The organism is Niabella yanshanensis (assembly GCF_034424215.1).
Taxonomy (GTDB): domain Bacteria; phylum Bacteroidota; class Bacteroidia; order Chitinophagales; family Chitinophagaceae; genus Niabella; species Niabella yanshanensis.
On sequence record NZ_CP139960.1, the window covers coordinates 4,867,597 to 4,885,138 of the forward strand.

7 protein-coding genes are annotated in these 17,542 nt (G+C 46.9%); all 7 read left to right on the forward strand.

The window, feature by feature from the left end; all coding sequences use genetic code 11:
- Positions 1-5 precede the first annotated feature (5 nt).
- The 7 genes from U0035_RS20235 (at position 6) to U0035_RS20265 (ending at position 17,536) form a co-directional block, all read left to right on the forward strand.
- The gene (locus tag U0035_RS20235; RefSeq protein ID WP_211316417.1) at positions 6-3,107 is read left to right on the forward strand and encodes a SusC/RagA family TonB-linked outer membrane protein; all 3,102 of its coding nucleotides are present in this window, start codon (positions 6-8) and stop codon (positions 3,105-3,107) included.
- Positions 3,108-3,128: 21 nt separating this feature from the next.
- Positions 3,129-4,664 carry a RagB/SusD family nutrient uptake outer membrane protein gene (locus tag U0035_RS20240; RefSeq protein WP_114790755.1) on the forward strand — a complete coding sequence of 512 codons (1,536 nt, stop codon included), beginning with the start codon at positions 3,129-3,131 and terminating at the stop codon, positions 4,662-4,664.
- Positions 4,665-4,817: 153 nt separating this feature from the next.
- Positions 4,818-7,391, forward strand: a complete 2,574-nt coding sequence (locus U0035_RS20245; RefSeq protein WP_114790756.1) for a cellulase family glycosylhydrolase — start codon at positions 4,818-4,820, stop codon at positions 7,389-7,391.
- A 3-nt stretch (positions 7,392-7,394) separates the two neighbouring features.
- Positions 7,395-10,820 carry a beta-galactosidase GalA gene (gene galA / locus U0035_RS20250; protein WP_114790757.1) on the forward strand — a complete coding sequence of 1,142 codons (3,426 nt, stop codon included), beginning with the start codon at positions 7,395-7,397 and terminating at the stop codon, positions 10,818-10,820.
- Between the two features lie 31 nt (positions 10,821-10,851).
- Positions 10,852-11,859, forward strand: coding sequence for an alpha/beta fold hydrolase (locus U0035_RS20255; protein WP_114790758.1), 1,008 nt, complete (start codon positions 10,852-10,854; stop codon positions 11,857-11,859).
- A gap of 310 nt (positions 11,860-12,169) precedes the next feature.
- Positions 12,170-14,932 (forward strand): DUF8487 domain-containing protein, encoded by a 2,763-nt coding sequence (locus tag U0035_RS20260; protein WP_245957701.1) that lies wholly within the window; start codon positions 12,170-12,172, stop codon positions 14,930-14,932.
- A 3-nt stretch (positions 14,933-14,935) separates the two neighbouring features.
- Positions 14,936-17,536 carry a hypothetical protein gene (locus U0035_RS20265; RefSeq protein ID WP_114790760.1) on the forward strand — a complete coding sequence of 867 codons (2,601 nt, stop codon included), beginning with the start codon at positions 14,936-14,938 and terminating at the stop codon, positions 17,534-17,536.
- The last annotated feature ends 6 nt before the right edge of the window (positions 17,537-17,542 follow it).

Consider the following 17,542-nt stretch of genomic DNA (forward strand, 5'->3'; position numbering starts at 1 on the left):
TTAAGATGAAAACTAAAATTCGATTGCTGCGAGCCATGCTGACATGTATGTCGTGCTTGATAGCTTTATTCACCTTTGGTCAGCAAAGAACCGTTTCCGGAAGGGTTACGGACGTTGACAACCAGCCCATTCAGGGCGCTACGGTCTCAGTAAAAAACAGTAACAATACCACATTAACGGAAGAGAGTGGCAGGTTCCGTTTGCAAGTCTCGGCCGGCGATGTGCTGTCAGTAACTTTCGTGGGCTTCATCGCAAGGGAAGTACTGGTAGGAAATGATACTACTTTAAATATCATTCTCACTTCCAATCCTGCCAGTATGGATGAGATAGTTGTAATAGGTTATGGTAGCACCAGCCGGCGGGATCTGACGACTTCAGTAGCCAAGATCGACCCGAAAAGTGTGCCCCAGGCGGCCAACAGCTCCGTTGCACAACTTATTTTCGGCCGGGCGCCGGGTGTTGTGGCTACGCAAAGCAGTGCAGAACCGGGTGGTAATATTAATGTATCGCTCCGGGGCAGGGGAAACCCTTTGGTAGTGGTCGATGGGGTGCTTTTCCCTTATTCGGGTGTAGAACCAGGTAGTGGCGCGCGGGCTATGAATGCTAACGTCAACAGGGGAGGCTTCGCTGGTATCAATCCCAATGATATTGAGTCCATCGAATTTCTGAAAGATGCCAGTGCCTCGATGTATGGCGTTGGCGCTGCAAATGGTGTCATGTTAATTACTACCAAAAAAGGTAGAGGCAGAAAAACCAGCGTCAATTACGACGGTAGCCGGTCGATCGTCTCTAATATGAAATATTTTGAGCCGTTGAATGCCACCGAATACATGCAATATTACAACCAGCTTACACTCGATAAGTTCTTGTATGATAATAAGATGGCTCCTTTTGGTACCACGCCTACCGACCTGGACCGGTATTACAATGGTACGGCTTTCAAGCCTTTCAGGCAGGGACAGATTGACAGCGCCGGTGTGGGAACCGACTGGTTAAGCCATGTTTTAAGAAGCGGAAGCATCGACAATCATAATGTCAGCATCAGCGGGGCAACGGATAAAGTGAACTACTATTTCTCCGGAGGTATATTCAACCAGCAGGGAACCGTAGCCAATTCGGGGCTAAAACGGTATACCGGCCGGATGAACCTGACCTTCAATCTCACTTCTTTCCTTTCTTTTTCAGCCAATGTCAATTATTCGCGCAACGAAAATATGAACTCACAGGCAGGCGGCCAGTCGGCCAGTGTCGGCCAGGAGGGTTTTGGAGCTATCCAGGCTGCATTAGCCTATCCTGCTTATTTACCCGTATACGAGCAGGGAACCGGTCAGTTCAGCAGGTTTTTGTTAACTGGTAATCCTGTTTCATTGCTAAGTATTCATGACCGAACCATGAGTTCCAATTTGTTTGCTACCTTTTCAGCCGATGTGACGATCATTCCGAATATTCTGACCGGTAAAGTCTTATACGGCAACAACTATGAATCTGCTGAACGAAACTACCTGCTTCCCTCGGCTGTTTTCTTCGATCAGCTCAATCGCACACGGGCATCATTATCTACATCGCGCCGTGAACAACAAACTATGGAGGCAACCCTGTCTTTTCGGAAACGGTTTGGACAACTGCTGAAAGTGGATGCAGTTGGCGGGGTGGGAGAGTATCCCTATCGGTCTTTCGGTTTCGGCGCGGTGGGTGCTGATATGATGGACGCGATCGGTTTTGACCGGATCCAGACTGCCAGCGCGGCTTCCCAAACTGTCAACTCTAACCGTGACGAAAATAAAAAGAGATCGGCTTTCGCCAGAAGTACCTTCGATGTCGCCGATAAATACATGGCTACGCTTATTTACCGGTACGATGGCTGGAGCCAATTTTTCCCCGAGAATAAATTTGCATCCTTTTACACGGCTGCCGTGGGTTGGAAAATTTCCAATGAGAATTTTCTGAAAAATTCCAAAGTAGTAGATTTTCTGAAATTGCGTGCAAGTATAGGCCTTACGGGCGAACCCGGATCGCAGGCGTATGGTACATTCAGCCCCGACGGAAATATCATCACCTTCAATAATGGTTCTGTATCCTATGTACCTTACTTTTTAAGTCAGTTGGATAATCCCAATCTAAGGTGGCCCAAAACTATTAATAAAAATCTGGGTCTGGAATTTAGCTTTTTTAAAGAACGGATTTCCGGTTCACTGGATATTTTCCGCGATGATATTACCCGCCTGATCACCAATGCCCCTACTGCGATGTTATCGATGATATCCACAGAGCCGATCAATACCGGGCACCGCGTTAGAACGGGTTGGGAGCTGGGCATTAATACCAGCAATGTTCGAAACACAGCTTTCGATTGGTCCAGTACCATCAACTTTTCCCGTAACAGGCTTCGTTGGGAAGAAAGATTCGCCAATACTTTCCTGCGGAGCTGGCAGGACCCCAGAGATATGGTCAACACCTACTATATATTTAAAACCAATGGTATATTAGACGGCGTAAAGGAGATTCCTGCTTCCCAGCCTGCTAATGCACGTCATCCGGGTTCACCCATCTTCGTAGACCGCAATAGCGATGGCGTAATAGATACCAGCGACGTATTCCAGATCAACCCCGATCCGAAACTGGCAATTGGTTTCGGCAATACGTTCCGTTATAAACAACTGGATTTAATGGTAATGTTTTATGGCCAGGTTGGTGGCGTGGGAACTACGCCCGCTGCGCAGTGGAGCAATGCGGCAGACTTTGTGGCAGGTGGCTATGGTGTGGTTAAGGAAATTGATGAAGTATGGTCCACCTCCAATCCGGACGGTATACGACCTGGTGTGGCTTACAATGAAGGCGGGCTGGGTTTACCGGTAGGTACCGATATCGGACTACAAAGTACGGATTTCCTGCGTTGCCGAAATATTACGCTGGGCTACACATTGAAGTCAGGTTTGATCTCAAAATATATCGCCAACTTAAGACTTTACGTAGACGCACAGAATCCTTTTATTATAACGAAGTTTAAATATGTTGACCCCGAAGTATCGGTAGCTAGTGTGAAGGGTGGTCCTGCACCTTACCCCATGGCGAGAACCTTTTCTTTTGGAATTCGAGCTAATTTCTAACCATTGTTTAAAATATTTAAGATGAAAAAAAATATTATAATCCTTACACTACTCTCCATCGGTTTGTTCTGTGGCTGCAAAAAAGGATTGGACCGAACCACTTACGGAGTACTTTCACCCGTAAACTTTCCTAAAACTGAGGCAGACTTCGAGATTTATACAATGGTTGTTTATAAACCATTTGGCTCCAGATGGTCTTATGGTGACGGTGGGAACCAGTTTCTCTGGCATGGCGCTGAGTGGAGCAATACTTTTATCAATGATCTGCCATCAGACCTGTTCGCCATATTTCCCGAATGGGGCGGGTATTGGAGAGATATGAGTGAAGCTAATTTTGTGCCGCGCATTAATCACGGAGCTGACGGGCATTTTCACAAAACAAGGTTCATCACCCGGATCACGAAGATCATAGCCGACCTGGAAGCTGCAACTGTTTTGTCCGATGCCAAAAGAACACAGTTACTGGCTGAAGCACGAATGGCCCGCGGTTGGCTCATGTATTATCTTCATACGCTGTATGGCCCTGTACCGGTGATTCTGGATCCGGCAAAAGTAGGAACAGACGCCGAGGCCGACCTTACACGCCCCGATAAAGATGTATTTGTGCAGGCCGCCGCAGCAGATCTCCGTTTTGCTGCAGATAACCTCGTTAAGGCCCCAGCCGAGTATGGCCGGTTCAACAAAGGCATAGCTCTTGGTGTATTAATGAGGTTATACCTATTTGACAAAAACTTCGCGGGTGCCGAAGCCGCGGGTAGAGAAATACTTGCGATGGGGTACAGTCTTAATGGCAGTTACCGCGATCTTTTTCGTACCGCAACCGAAAGAAACAATGAAACAATATGGGCTGTTTCGGTAGATCCCGCAGGGGATGGGACAGGGGCAAGGCCTAACTTCAACGCCTGGGGTTTCTACACGTACCCTTCCAATTATCCGGGAATGCTACCTCCTACAGGTGCGCGCAGAGGAGGATACGCCAACCCGGCTGCATTTGCACCTACCTGGGCTTTTTATGATTCATTTGATCCTTTGGACAAAAGAAGAGAATTACTTATTACCTCTTATGGTGCCATCGCCAGCAACGGCACCCCCACAGGCGTAACGATTACGAGGTCAGGAATGCGAGGACCTGTTTGTGCTAAATATCCCGACGATGATGCTACACCTTTCCAGGGTAATGATATACCGGTGCTCCGCTATGCAGACGTGCTGCTAATGTTAGCAGAAGCTATTAATGGTAACACGGGCCCATCTGTTGAAGCTGCGAATTTTGTAAACCAGGTTCGGAGTAGGGCAGGTGTCGATGCGCTTTTGCCTGCGCAGACAGCTTCCAAAGAAGCCTTTAGCACTGCCATTTTACAGGAACGTGCCTGGGAACTGTATTTCGAAGGGTTTCGCCGGGTAGATCTGATGCGATTTGGTAAATGGAATGAATACCTGATTGCCGCTGGTAAAAACCCGCTTCCTCTCGAAGGAAACGGTTACTTTCCCATCCCGCAGTATATCCTGAATGCCGGAGCAGGAAAGGTAATCCAAAACCCGGGTTATCCACAATAAATTTATAATGTTAAGTATGGCAGATCAGTTATGTCGGCCTGTTACCGGTCTGCTATACTTTTAATCATACTTTAAATAGCTAGTACATACCGCCGTTAAAGGAAGGGCATGTGTATGTTATATCCAGTTTATTAAAACTCCCAGAACGAAGCCATGATGTATCAATTGATTCTGATATTTGCCATATTATTCTATTCATCCTTTTCTGCCTTTTCTCAAAAAAGATCAGCACGCAGCAACCCGGTGTACGTCGATCAGAAAGGTATTATGAGATATAGTAAAGGGAATGGCGAGGTTGCGCTCTTTGGCGTTAATTATTCCTTACCGTTTGCATACGGCTACAAGTCTGTTCAGGCACTCGGACTTGACCCCAAGGTGGAAATTTATAAGGATGTATATCACATGGCAAGATTGGGTGTAAAGGCGTTCCGGATACATATGTTTGATACAGAAATATCAGACTCGGCAGGCAATTTACTTAAAAATATACACCTCGACCTGTTTGATTACTTGCTGGCCGAACTGAAGAAAAGAGATATAAAAATAGTGATCACCCCGATTGCTTACTGGGGAAACGGGTACCCCGCTCCCGATGACAGAACACCGGGTTTTTCCCGGAAATGGGGTAAAAGGATGGCTAATGTGAATGACAGCGCTGTACAGGCACAAAAGAATTTTGTGAAGCAATTATTCAGCCATGTTAATCCTTACACAAAAACTACTTTTCAAAGCGATCCTGATATCATTGCGGCCGAGATCAATAATGAGCCCAATCATGGCCCGAGGGCTGGTATTTTGCCTTATATCAACGGTATGGTGGATGCCATCAGGAGTACCGGCTTTACCAAGCCCCTGTTCTATAATATCAGCCAGAACCTTTCGGCTGCTACTCCCATCGCATCTTCCAATGTAGAGGGTGTTACTTTTCAATGGTATCCTACAGGCCTGGTAGCGAACAGGGAGATCAAAGGAAATTTCATTCCCCATGTGAGCCGTTATACCATCCCATTCGATACGATTCCCGAGTACCGCAATAAAGCGCGTCTTATTTATGAATTTGATCCCGCCGATGTGCTGCAATCTAACATGTTGCCGGCCATGGCGCGGAGTTTCCGCAGTGCAGGCTTCCAATGGGCTACCCAGTTTGCATGGGACCCTATAGCTACTGCAAGCAACAATACCGAATATCAGACACATTACCTGAGTCTTGCGTATTACCCCGGAAAAGCAGTCAGCCTGTTAATTGCTTCAAGGGTTTTCCAGAAGACGCCCCGGCTGTACCAGTCTCCGGGTTACCCTGCAGACAGTACTTTCGACGTTTTTAGAGTGAGTTACCGGAATAACCTGAGCGAAATGAATAGTGTAGACGAATTTTATTACACAAACAATACCGGAACCCAACCCGTTTCCCCATCACAATTGAAGCATGTGGCAGGTGTTGGAAGCTCTCCTTTGGTTACCTACGATGGTAGCGGAGCCTATTTTCTCGACAAGCTGGAAGACGGCGCCTGGCGCCTGGAGGTAATGCCCGACGCCATCCATATTAACGATCCCTATGGCCGTGCATCCCCTAAAAGAGAGGTGACCCGTATTGAATGGCATGCCCGTGGGATGGAGATCCGGCTCCCCAATCTCGGCAATGAATTTTCCCTTCAGCCTTTAAACAAAGATAATATTGTAAAACCGCCTGTATGTGGTGGGCGCTTCACCATAGAACCAGGTACTTACCTCCTCTTGCGCGCAGGAAAAAAAATGTCAGGAATAGATGGAGCCGCCAGAATGGGGCAGCTGCTGCTCAACGAGTTTGTAGCTCCACCGAAAACCGAATCCCAACCGGCAATTGCTTTTACGCCGCCGGCAAACGCGGTAGCCGGTAAGCCACTCAGGCTCTCTTTACGGGCTGCAGGCCTGAACGCCGATGATATGCTTTCTTTACAACTGCAGGGGGTGGGGCGTTTTGGCGGCGCGCCGTTGCTATTCCGGCGCTTGGCGGGAAATAACTATGAAGTGAATATTCCTGCCGAGAACATGAATCCTGGTATTTTGAGTTACCGTATCGTGCTGAAAAAGGGAGAGCAATACTATACTTATCCCGGTGCAATAACCGGAAATCCGCGTGCCTGGGATTATGTCGCCGGCTCCTCTTATGAGTTAAGTATCCGATCTTCGGATTTGCCCTGGGAGCTTTTCAATGCGGCCACCAACAGGAAGGTATTAACCTATAATTCATCGAGAGTACCCATGGAGTCTAAACTGATTCCCGCTGAACGTCCGGGAAGTTTTGCTTACCGGATGGCAGTTCCCGAAATGGCCCCGGGTCAGACCATCGGCTTCGAAGCTTTTGCAGGCAATGAGATCGAATTGCTGGATGCCGGTGCGGCTAATAAAAATACAATTGTAGTACGGGGCCGGAGCGGCGGGATGAAACCCCTGGCCGCGAAAGTGCTGCTGATTACAAAAGATGCCATTCCTTTTTCGGCTACTATCAATTTTCCACTATCGGCGCAGGATATTGAAATACCCGTATCCGCATTGCAGCAGGATTCTATGTTGTTGTTACCTAAATCGAACCCGGGCATACTGCCTTTATGGTTTTCACCGGCAGGCCGCCATTCCTTTTTGATGTCGGATGTAGAGAGAGTGCAGATCATAGTGGGTGGCAGAGATCAGGCGGCTGATAAAACACCCCTTTCATTGGAAATAGAATCTATTTGGATTAAACAATAGCACATGGTAACCTTCAAGTATTCTTTTGTCTTTTTATACTTTTTGCTCCTTCTGATGTGCGGATCATTATCTGCACAGACCGGATCTTTGCGAAAACGTATCAGTCTTGATGAAGACTGGCGTTTTCATTTCGGTCATGCAGCCGACCCTGTCAGGGATTTTAATTACAGTATTGCTAATATTTTTTCCAAAAGCGGAGCGGCTGCAAAAACAGCGATAGATCCCCGTTTCGACGATTCTGCCTGGCGAAAACTGGATGTACCGCATGACTGGGCTGTGGAGCTGCCATTTGCCAACGCTTCTAATTTCGATGTGATGGCGCATGGCTATAAACCTGTCGGCGGACTTTTCCCTGAAACCAGCATCGGCTGGTACAGGAAACAATTTTCGGTGGCCGGGAAAGATTCGGGCCAGCGGTTTCAGTTACAATTCGATGGGATCTTCAGGGATGCCACTTTCTGGCTCAATGGTTTTTACCTGGGTAATAATAAAAGCGGGTATCTGGGTATTGCCTACGACGTGACCGACTATATGCAATATGGTAAAGCCAATGTGCTGGTGGTACGCGTGGATGCTACACAATATGAAGGATGGTTTTATGAGGGGGCAGGTATTTACCGCCATGTATGGCTCAACCAGTATCATCCGGTACACGTTGTGCACGATGGTATGTTTGCCTATAGCACTGTGAAATCCGGAAATGCTGCGGTGAACGTGGAAACCGAAATAGAAAATACTTTTCGCTCCGCTTCAGAAGCCACCGTGTCATCCTTTGTGGCCGATCATACCGGACGGAAGCTGGCGGATTCTCCCGAGCAGCGCGTTCGCCTGTCTGTTAACGGTAAAACAATGGTGAAACATTTGATAAACCTGAAATCGCCTATATTATGGGATCTTGAAAACCCTTACCTCTACAGGGTCGTATCTCTGGTGAAGCAGGGTGGAAGAGTGGTAGACAGCGTGGCCCAGCGCTTTGGCATTCGAACTATCGATGTCAAACCCAATGGTGTTTTCCTGAATGGCAGGCCTGTGAAAATTAAAGGAACCAACAATCACCAGGATCACGCAGGTTTAGGTGCGGCCTTGCCGGACTACATGCATTTTTACCGGGTAAGGCTGTTAAAGGCCTTAGGTAGCAATGCCTACCGCAGCAGCCATAATGCACCTGCCCCTGAAATTCTGGATGCCTGTGACAGCCTCGGATTGCTGGTAATGGATGAGCATCGTTTGCTCAACAGCTCTCCGGAGTATGTCGGTCAATTCGAAAGGCTCCTGAAGAGAGACCGCAGCCGGGCGTCTGTATTTATGTGGTCGATCGGTAACGAAGAGGGGTGGATCCAGGGTAATGCCAGGGGGCGTGCTATTGCACAAACACTGCTCGCCACACAACGCCAACTCGATCCTACCCGGGTAAGTACTTATGCTGCAGATATGGAAAACGTGTTTCATGGCATAAACGAAGTAATTCCTGTGCGCGGATTTAATTACCGCCAGTATGCCGTGGCCGATTACCACCGCGATCATCCGGGACAACCCATCATAGGTACCGAAATGGGTAGCACTGTTACCACACGTGGCATTTACGGGCGGGATACCGTGCGCGCCTATGTACCCGATCAGGATATTACCGCCCCCTGGTGGGCCAGTACTGCTGAAACCTGGTGGAAATTGGCGGCTAATAACAACGCCTGGCTGGGCGGATTTATCTGGACGGGCTTTGACTACCGCGGAGAGCCTACACCCTACAAATGGCCCAATATTTCATCGCATTTCGGTATTATGGATATGTGCGGGTTTCCCAAAAACATTTACTATTATTACCAGAGCTGGTGGACAGATAAAGACGTGCTCCATATTTCACCCCACTGGAACTGGAAAGGTAAAGAAGGAACACCGATAGACGTATGGGTGAATTCAAATGCAGATAATGTAGAACTTTTCCTTAACGGTAAATCTTTGGGCAGAAAGGATATGCCCCGTCAGTCGCACCTGAAATGGAAAGTGAATTATGAGCCGGGTACACTGGAGGCTGTAGCCTATAAAAAAGGGCGTCGGCTAACCAATAAAGTAGAAACCACCGGTGAGCCCTTTGAAATAGTTCTGTCTCCTTATAAAACCACCATGATCGGAAACGGAAAAGACGCGGCTGTGATCAACCTGAGCGTTTTTGACCGCGAAGGAAGGGAAGTGCCCGACGCACAACACCTGGTGCAATTTGTGGTGAAAGGCGACGCCAGGATCATCGGCGTGGGTAATGGAGATCCCAGCAGTCATGAGCCGGACAAATATTTAAACGGCGAAGAATGGAAACGGAGTTTATTTAATGGAAAAGCACAGGTTATCCTGCAGGCCGGCAAAACCGCGGGTATTATTCAGTTCGAAGCAAAAGCCGAAGGACTGCAATCCGGTACCACCGATATAATCACCGTTCACCCCGGAACACCAACATCTGTTACTGCCGTGAAGCACAATTTTCCTGTTGCCAAAGGGAAAGGTAGGCCTGTCGGCAAAATGCTTGGCGCAGATATTTCTTTCCTTCCGCAGCTGGAAGCCCGCGGTGTTAAATTTTCCGACAAGGGAGAGGTAAAAGATGCTATAGACATACTAAAAGATCATGGGTTTAATTATATACGGCTGCGTATATTCAACAATCCGGCAGCGGATAGCGGATATGCTCCGGGTCGCGGATTTTGTGATTTGCTCCATACACTGGAAATGGCCCGCCGTGTCAAAGCTGCAGGGATGCAACTGCTTCTCGACTTTCATTACAGCGATACCTGGGCCGATCCGGGAAAGCAGTTCAAGCCTTCAGCCTGGAAGGGAAAAGGCTTTCCTGAACTCAAACGGGCAGTGTATGATTACACCAGAGATGTAATGGAGCGTTTAAAAAAACAAGGCACTTTGCCCGATATGGTCCAGGTGGGTAATGAGATTAATCATGGTATGATATGGCCCGAGGGCAATATCGGTAACCTTGACAGCCTTTCTCAATTAATTTACGCAGGTATCAACGGCGTTAAAGCCGTTGACCCGGGTTCTACCATCATGCTTCATGTTGCTTTGGGCGGGCAGAATGATGAAAGTCGTTTCTTTTATGACAATATGGTTTTAAGAGACGTGCCGTTTGATGTGATAGGGCTTTCCTTTTACCCTAAGTGGCACTGTACGCTGGCTGACCTGGAATATAACGCCAACGATATGGCTAACCGCTACCAAAAGGATGTGATCATTGTAGAATATTCGCATAAGAAAAAAGAAGTGAACCATATAGGCTTTAACCTCGCCAAGGGCCGGGGTAAAGGAACCTGTATCTGGGAACCACTCAATACCTGGGAAAAAATATTTGAAAGAGACGGACAGTCAAACAACCTGCTTGCCGTTTATGACGAAATCAGCCAGACATTCCTTCAGTCAGATTTTAAAAAATAAATAGTTTAATTCATCGCATAATCAATCCATTATGTTTCAAACTTTCCGATCTTTTATCAACCGCAGGAGTCAATTATTGATCGCACCCTTTTTGTTCGGAGCGCTGATGCTCCCATTGGCTGCCTTGGCCCAACTGATTAATCTCCCAAATGGATGGAGTGACGGGTATGCCTATGCCAATGGTGCCAGGATACATTATTACCATGCCAGGCCCGCCCAGGGAAAGCAAGTGATGGTAATGGTGCATGGAGTAACCGATAACGGGCTTTGCTGGACAACACTTGCTGAGCAATTTCAGGATGATTACGATATTTATATGCTGGATGCGAGGGGGCACGGGCTCTCTGACCCCATGACATCGTCCGATGATGGGCAAACACTGATCAAAGACGTCGTTTCGTTTGTGCAGTTTATGAAATGGGAGAAACCTATCCTGGTGGGACATTCAATGGGCGCTGCTACAGTCATGAGGGTAGGCGCCGAATTTCCGGATATTGCCAAAGCCATTATCCTGCTGGATCCGGGATTGGGAGGATTCCCCGGGGGACGTCCGCGTGGAGCCGGAAGAGACTCCGCTGTACGAAACCGCCCGCCGGTTCAGCCTCCGACAAACAGGCCTCCTGCACCAGACAGGCTTTCGGTGAGCATGTTTGCAGCTCCCGAAGTTTTGGTTGCACAAAATAATTACCGCTTTGAAGACCTCGTAGCAACCGGCAAGCGACAGTTCCCTAAATGGCACTCCAGGGATATAGAATACTGGGCGCTTTCAAAAAAGCAGTACCATGGTCCTTATACGCCCGAAGCCGGGCAGGCCATGACGGGTACTATGAGTACCAGAGACGCGCTGGCAAAAATACAGGTGCCTACTGTTATCCTGAAAGCTGATGCTTCACCGGAAGTAAGAAAAGCCAATGAAGAAGCGGCCAGAATAATAAAGCTGGGTAAGTTAATACACATAGACGGTGGAGGTCATAACCTTCATCACGACGAGCTTGTGAAGACAACGGGCGTCATGAAGGACTTCCTCTCTACACTTTAAAGCTTCGTATCTCCTGTTAAAGGGTGGCATTAAGGTAAGGGCTTCCATGTAAACAGGGGCTCTTGCTCCCCCTTTTTATAACAGGGTTGAATACATTAATTCATGCCTCCGTCTGACTATAAACAACAGGTTGCATATGGTTGAACAACTGGAGTGCAAATAGAAAAAATGCTGGGCATATTCCAGTTAAGCAGATCATTATCAATTGCAACGGCCAATGACCCTTATAACAAAGTTTAATAAACGTTTATTTTTTACCCTTGTGCTTGCATACACCTGCTTGTTAGCCGCATCTCAAATGGCTGTTAATGTGCCAGCACAAATTGATCTCGCTGGCCATTGGTCGTTCCGCGTAGATGCTCTTGATGTGGGTGTGAAGGAGCAATGGTTTAGTAAAAAATTGACTGATAAAGTAGTACTTCCCGGCTCTATGGCTACCAACAATAAGGGAGATGATATAGGGGTGCATACTCCCTGGACGGGCAGTATATTTGATTCGTCCTGGTTCTCAAAGCCTGAATATGCAAAGTATCGCCGGAGCGGGAATATAAAGGTGCCGTTTTGGTTACAACCCAACAAATATTATACAGGCCCTGCCTGGTATCAAAAAACTATTACAATTCCCCCGGCGTGGGCAGGAAAAAATATCGAGTTATTTATTGAGCGGAGCCACTGGGAAACAACAGTATGGGCTGACGGACAGGCCATGGGTACACAAAATAGTTTGTCGACTGCACAGATTTTTGATTTAAGCAGGTTGAAGCCGGGCACGCATACCATCACCATTCGGGTTAATAATAAGATTAACGACATTAACGTCGGTCCCAATTCGCACAGTATTACTGATCATACGCAAACCAATTGGAACGGGATGATCGGCAAGTTATTCCTCACCGTAAAGCCAAAGATTCATATCAGCAGGGTGGATGTATACCCCGATCTTAAGGGTAAAAAAATTGTAACAAAGGTTTGGGTGATCAATAGCTCGAACACTTCTGTTCCGGCATCAGTAAAACTTCTTGCTTCCAGCGAAAATAAGCTGGCAGAGCAACTACAACCTCAAACAAAAAAACTGGTGATTGGCCCGGATAGTTCTTTTTTTGAATGGAGTTATCCAATGGGAAACGCACCGCTGCTCTGGGACGAGTTTACACCTAATCTTTATTCGTTGAAGATTGAGCTCAACAGTGATAGCGGACGGCACGAAAAGAGAATCCAGTTTGGTATGAAGGAGTTCGGGGTTGACGGTACCCGGTTTAGTATCAATGGCCGGAAAACATTTCTACGGGGAACTCTGGAAAGTGCCATTTTCCCGCTTACCGGGTATCCTGCAACAGATACGGCATCCTGGATGCGGATATTCCGTATAGTAAAGTCTTACGGACTGAATCATGTGCGCTTTCATTCCTGGTGCCCGCCGGAGGCTGCATTTGATGCAGCGGATCGCAGCGGTATTTACCTGCAGGTGGAGTGTGCCTCCTGGGCTAACTGGGGTACATGGCTGGGCGATGGACTGCCCATCGATCAGTACCTATACGAAGAAAGTAACCGCATCGTAAAAGCCTACGGTAATCATCCTTCATTCTGCATCCTGGTGCAGGGTAATGAGCCGGGCGGAAAGCATCATGTTTCCTATCTCAGGAGCTTTGTTAATTACTGGAAAGCGAAAGATCCCAGGAGGGTATATGCTTCGGGTGCAGGATGGCCGGTTATTCCAGAGAATGATTTTAATAATATACCGCAACCACGCATTCAACAATGGGAGGAAGGGTTGAAAAGCATTATCAACAAAGAGCGGCCGGGGACCAGCTTTGACTGGGGGAGTATCATTTCAAAATACACCATACCCACGATCAGTCATGAAATAGGCCAATGGTGCGTATACCCCGATTTCAAAGAAATGAAGAAATATACCGGCGTGCTTCAACCCAAAAATTTCGAAATATTCCGGGACCGGTTGAAGGAACAGGGGCTCCTGCATCTGGCCGATAGTTTCCTGCTGGCATCAGGTAAATTGCAGGTGTTGTGCTATAAGGCAGAAATTGAGGCTGCACTTAGAACACCTGGTTTCGGTGGTTTCCAATTGCTGGACCTGCACGATTTTCCGGGACAGGGTACCGCCCTGGTAGGAGTGCTTAATCCTTTTTGGGAAGATAAAGGGTATATAAGCGGAACAGAGTTTAGCCGTTTTTGTAATACCGTGGTACCATTGGCGCGCTTTCCCAAAATGGTTTATCTGAACAACGAAACGCTGAAGGTGCCTGTTGAAATCTCCAATTTCGGAGCGGTCCCGCTCAGGAATGTACCCGCTAAGTGGGAGATAACCAACGGCGCAGGTCAACTATTATTCAGCGGTAGGTTCCCCACTGTAACGATACCAATCGGCAATGCAATAAATCTGGGAATGATACAGCAGTCACTCCAATCAATAGCAAAGCCTTCCCAACTTAAATTAACTGTTTCGACGGGTACTTATCAGAATTCGTGGGACTGGTTTGTTTATCCCGCTCAACTGCCCCAGCCCGAATCTGATATTCTTGTCACGCAGCAACTGGATGAGGAAGCCGTTAAAAAACTGGATAGCGGTGGCAAGGTCTTGCTGACCCTAAAAAAGGGACATATTAAGGCCAATAACGGTGGTGATATCGCTGTAGGCTTTTCCAGTATTTTCTGGAATACATCCTGGACGAACGGGCAGGCCCCGCACACATTGGGGGTGCTGGTAAATCCGGATCATGCTGCTTTAAAATATTTCCCTACCGATTATCATAGCAACTACCAATGGTGGGATGCGATGAGTCATTCTAATGTAGTGATTCTCGATTCTCTGGAGAAAGGCCTCCAACCTATTATTCGTGTAATTGACGATTGGGTTACGGCAAGGTCCTTAGGATTGGTATTTGAATGCAAAGCAGGCAATGGCAGGTTAATCGTATCATCCATAGATTTATTATCTGGAGAAGAAGATCGCCCGGAAGCCAGACAGTTAAGGTATAGTCTTTTGAAATACATGCAATCAGATGTATTTCAGCCGGATACTGAGATACCCGTTTCGAAAATTAAAAATTTATAAACCATGCTTCGAGCCATCAGTTTTCCGGCATTGATATGTATTGTCTGTTTTCAGCTGAATGCGCAAAAGCCCCGGACAGTTTTCCAGGATCAAACCGGCGTAGTAAGATGGAGCGATAATAAACAGGAAGTGTCTTTATTCGGAGCCAACTATTGTTTGCCGTCGGCCTGCGATTACCGCGCAGCAAAGTATGTTGCCAATGATCTGAAAAAAATGGTTGATGAAGATATGGCACATTTCGCCCGTATGGGATGGGATGGCTTAAGGCTCTGTTTGTGGGGCGATTATGAAAACAGTGATTCCCTGGGCAATCTGGTCAATAACGATCACCTGAACCTAATGGACTATGTGATTTTTAAGGCAAAGCAAAGAGGTATTTATTTCCTGTTTAGCCCGATAGTTACTTATAGTTCTCAGTTTCCCGATGCCATGCGGGATACAATAAACCGCCCGGTTGGATTTTCTGCGCACTATAAAAAAAATGAATTAGGAACGAATCCCAAAGCTATTGCCGCACAGCAGAACTACCTGAGACAGATATTAAATCATGTCAATCCTTATACAGGCATTGCACTAAAAGATGAACCGGGCATCTTGTTTATTGAGATGATCAATGAGCCAACGCATCATAGCAAGGATGTTGAGGGTTCTGTAAGGTATATCAATGCCCTGGTTGATGCGGTAAGAAGTACCGGGTGTGACAAAATACTCTACCATAATTACAGCCAGGATTTTAACATGGCCAAACCCATCGCGCAATCGAAAATTCAGGGCGTGAGTTTTGCCTGGTATCCAACCGGACTGAACTCTGGTAATACTTTACAGGGAAACTATTTGCCCGGTATAGATCATTTTTCAACAGAAATGCTTCGCCCCGAGATCTCGAAATTGTCGAGGATAGTTTATGAGTTTGATGCGGCCGATCTGCTGAACGGTTATATGTACCCCGCTATGGCCCGGTCTTTCCGGGGAGTGGGCGCTCAATTTGCTGCGATGTTTTCTTACGATATGCTGGCCACCGCGCCTTATAATTTAGGCTGGCAAACGCATTGTCTGAATATGGTGTATACCCCTAAAAAGGCGGTAAGCGCTATCATCGCTGCAGAAGTAATGAAACGAGTTCCCCGGTATAAAGATTACGGTAACTACCCGGACAATACTTCTTTTGGCCCATTTAGAGTCAGCTATAGCGAAGACCTGAGCGAGATGGTTACCCCGGATAAATTTCTCTACGCCAACAATACGTCTACCGTTCCTAAGGATATACCGGCATTGAAAAATATTGTAGGTTTTGGTTCGTCATCCTTGGTAAAATATGATGGAAAGGGTATCTATTATTTAGATAAAATTAAAAACGGTGTATGGCGATTGGAAGTGTACCCTGATGCTGTTCAGATCAGCGATCCGTATAACCGGCCCAGCCCTGATAAACTTGTTTTTCGTTCACTAACTAAGGCCCGGAACATGAATGTAAACCTTCCCGATTTAACCGGCGCATTTGCTGTTCATCCGCTTAACGCTGGCAACGATTATCATACCACTGCCAGCGAAGGTTTGTTTACTATCCGGCCAGGGGTCTATATACTCACATCCGATAAAAATTTTAATAAGGAGGGTTTGCCGCCATCCATCGGTTTTGTTGGTATGACTGAGTTTTACATGCCTGAAGACCAGGAACTACCCACACAGGTGATTCTCAGTCATCAACCTGCTTATTATGCTGGTAAGCCCATCACTATAACAGCCAATGTGTATGCTAATAAGGAACCCCAAAGCGTTACACTGTATTTGAAAGGGGGGAGAGGTTTCCCTATCCCAATGAAAAAAGATATCGGCTATCTCTACAAGGCAGAAATTCCGGCTAACCGTGCCATTGAGGGGTGGATGGAATATAGTATCGTAGTGAGAGATGGCAATACCGTTATCAATTATCCATCCGGGATTAACAAAACGCCTTCCGACTGGGATTATAATGAGGTAGCTGTATGGAAGTCGGCTGTGGTTAAAGAAAAAACAGCGCTTCGCCTTCTTAATCCAGCCGAGGATGCGGGTAAATTAAGCTTTACCCGCATTGGAGACGGTATTCGTTTCGGTATTTACAAATTGATTCCGTCGTCAGAAACGGGGGAGGCTTCGTTCCGCCTGGAATTACCTTTATCTTATGATGCGAATCTTAATGATTACACCTTATCAATTCCCGTAAAGGATAGAATTATTTCGAGAGGCAGGGATATAGGAATGGCCACGACTTTAATGCTTAATGCAAGGGGTGTTAATCAGAGACAGCAGGCTTACATCACGCTGGTTGAAAATGATGGGACCGCATGGACTAAAAAAGTGCCTTTGAAGGAGGAATGGAGCGAGATCCCAATTCCTCTTGACCAGCTGGAGTTATCCAAAACGGTGCTTTTGCCGATGGGATACCCGGGTGAATGGAAATATTGGATTGAACCCCCGCGGATGAGAGGCAGGAAAGGAGATAAAGTGAAAATAGAAAATATTGAATGGATACAATTGTCGGTTCGCCAATCGAACATGAAAAAGGAAGATGCCAGGAAAAGCTCTTTTATCGATATTGCTTCTGCATTTCTTCAATTTAAATAATACCAG

What these genes read in the sequence shown, in the direction of transcription:
- U0035_RS20235 (WP_211316417.1), top strand. Translation starts at nt 6, where the DNA reads ATGAAAACTAAAATTCGATTGCTGCGAGCCATGCTGACATGTATGTCG.
- U0035_RS20240 (WP_114790755.1), top strand. Translation starts at nt 3,129, where the DNA reads ATGAAAAAAAATATTATAATCCTTACACTACTCTCCATCGGTTTGTTC.
- U0035_RS20245 (WP_114790756.1), top strand. Translation starts at nt 4,818, where the DNA reads ATGATGTATCAATTGATTCTGATATTTGCCATATTATTCTATTCATCC.
- galA (WP_114790757.1), top strand. Translation starts at nt 7,395, where the DNA reads ATGGTAACCTTCAAGTATTCTTTTGTCTTTTTATACTTTTTGCTCCTT.
- U0035_RS20255 (WP_114790758.1), top strand. Translation starts at nt 10,852, where the DNA reads ATGTTTCAAACTTTCCGATCTTTTATCAACCGCAGGAGTCAATTATTG.
- U0035_RS20265 (WP_114790760.1), top strand. Translation starts at nt 14,936, where the DNA reads ATGCTTCGAGCCATCAGTTTTCCGGCATTGATATGTATTGTCTGTTTT.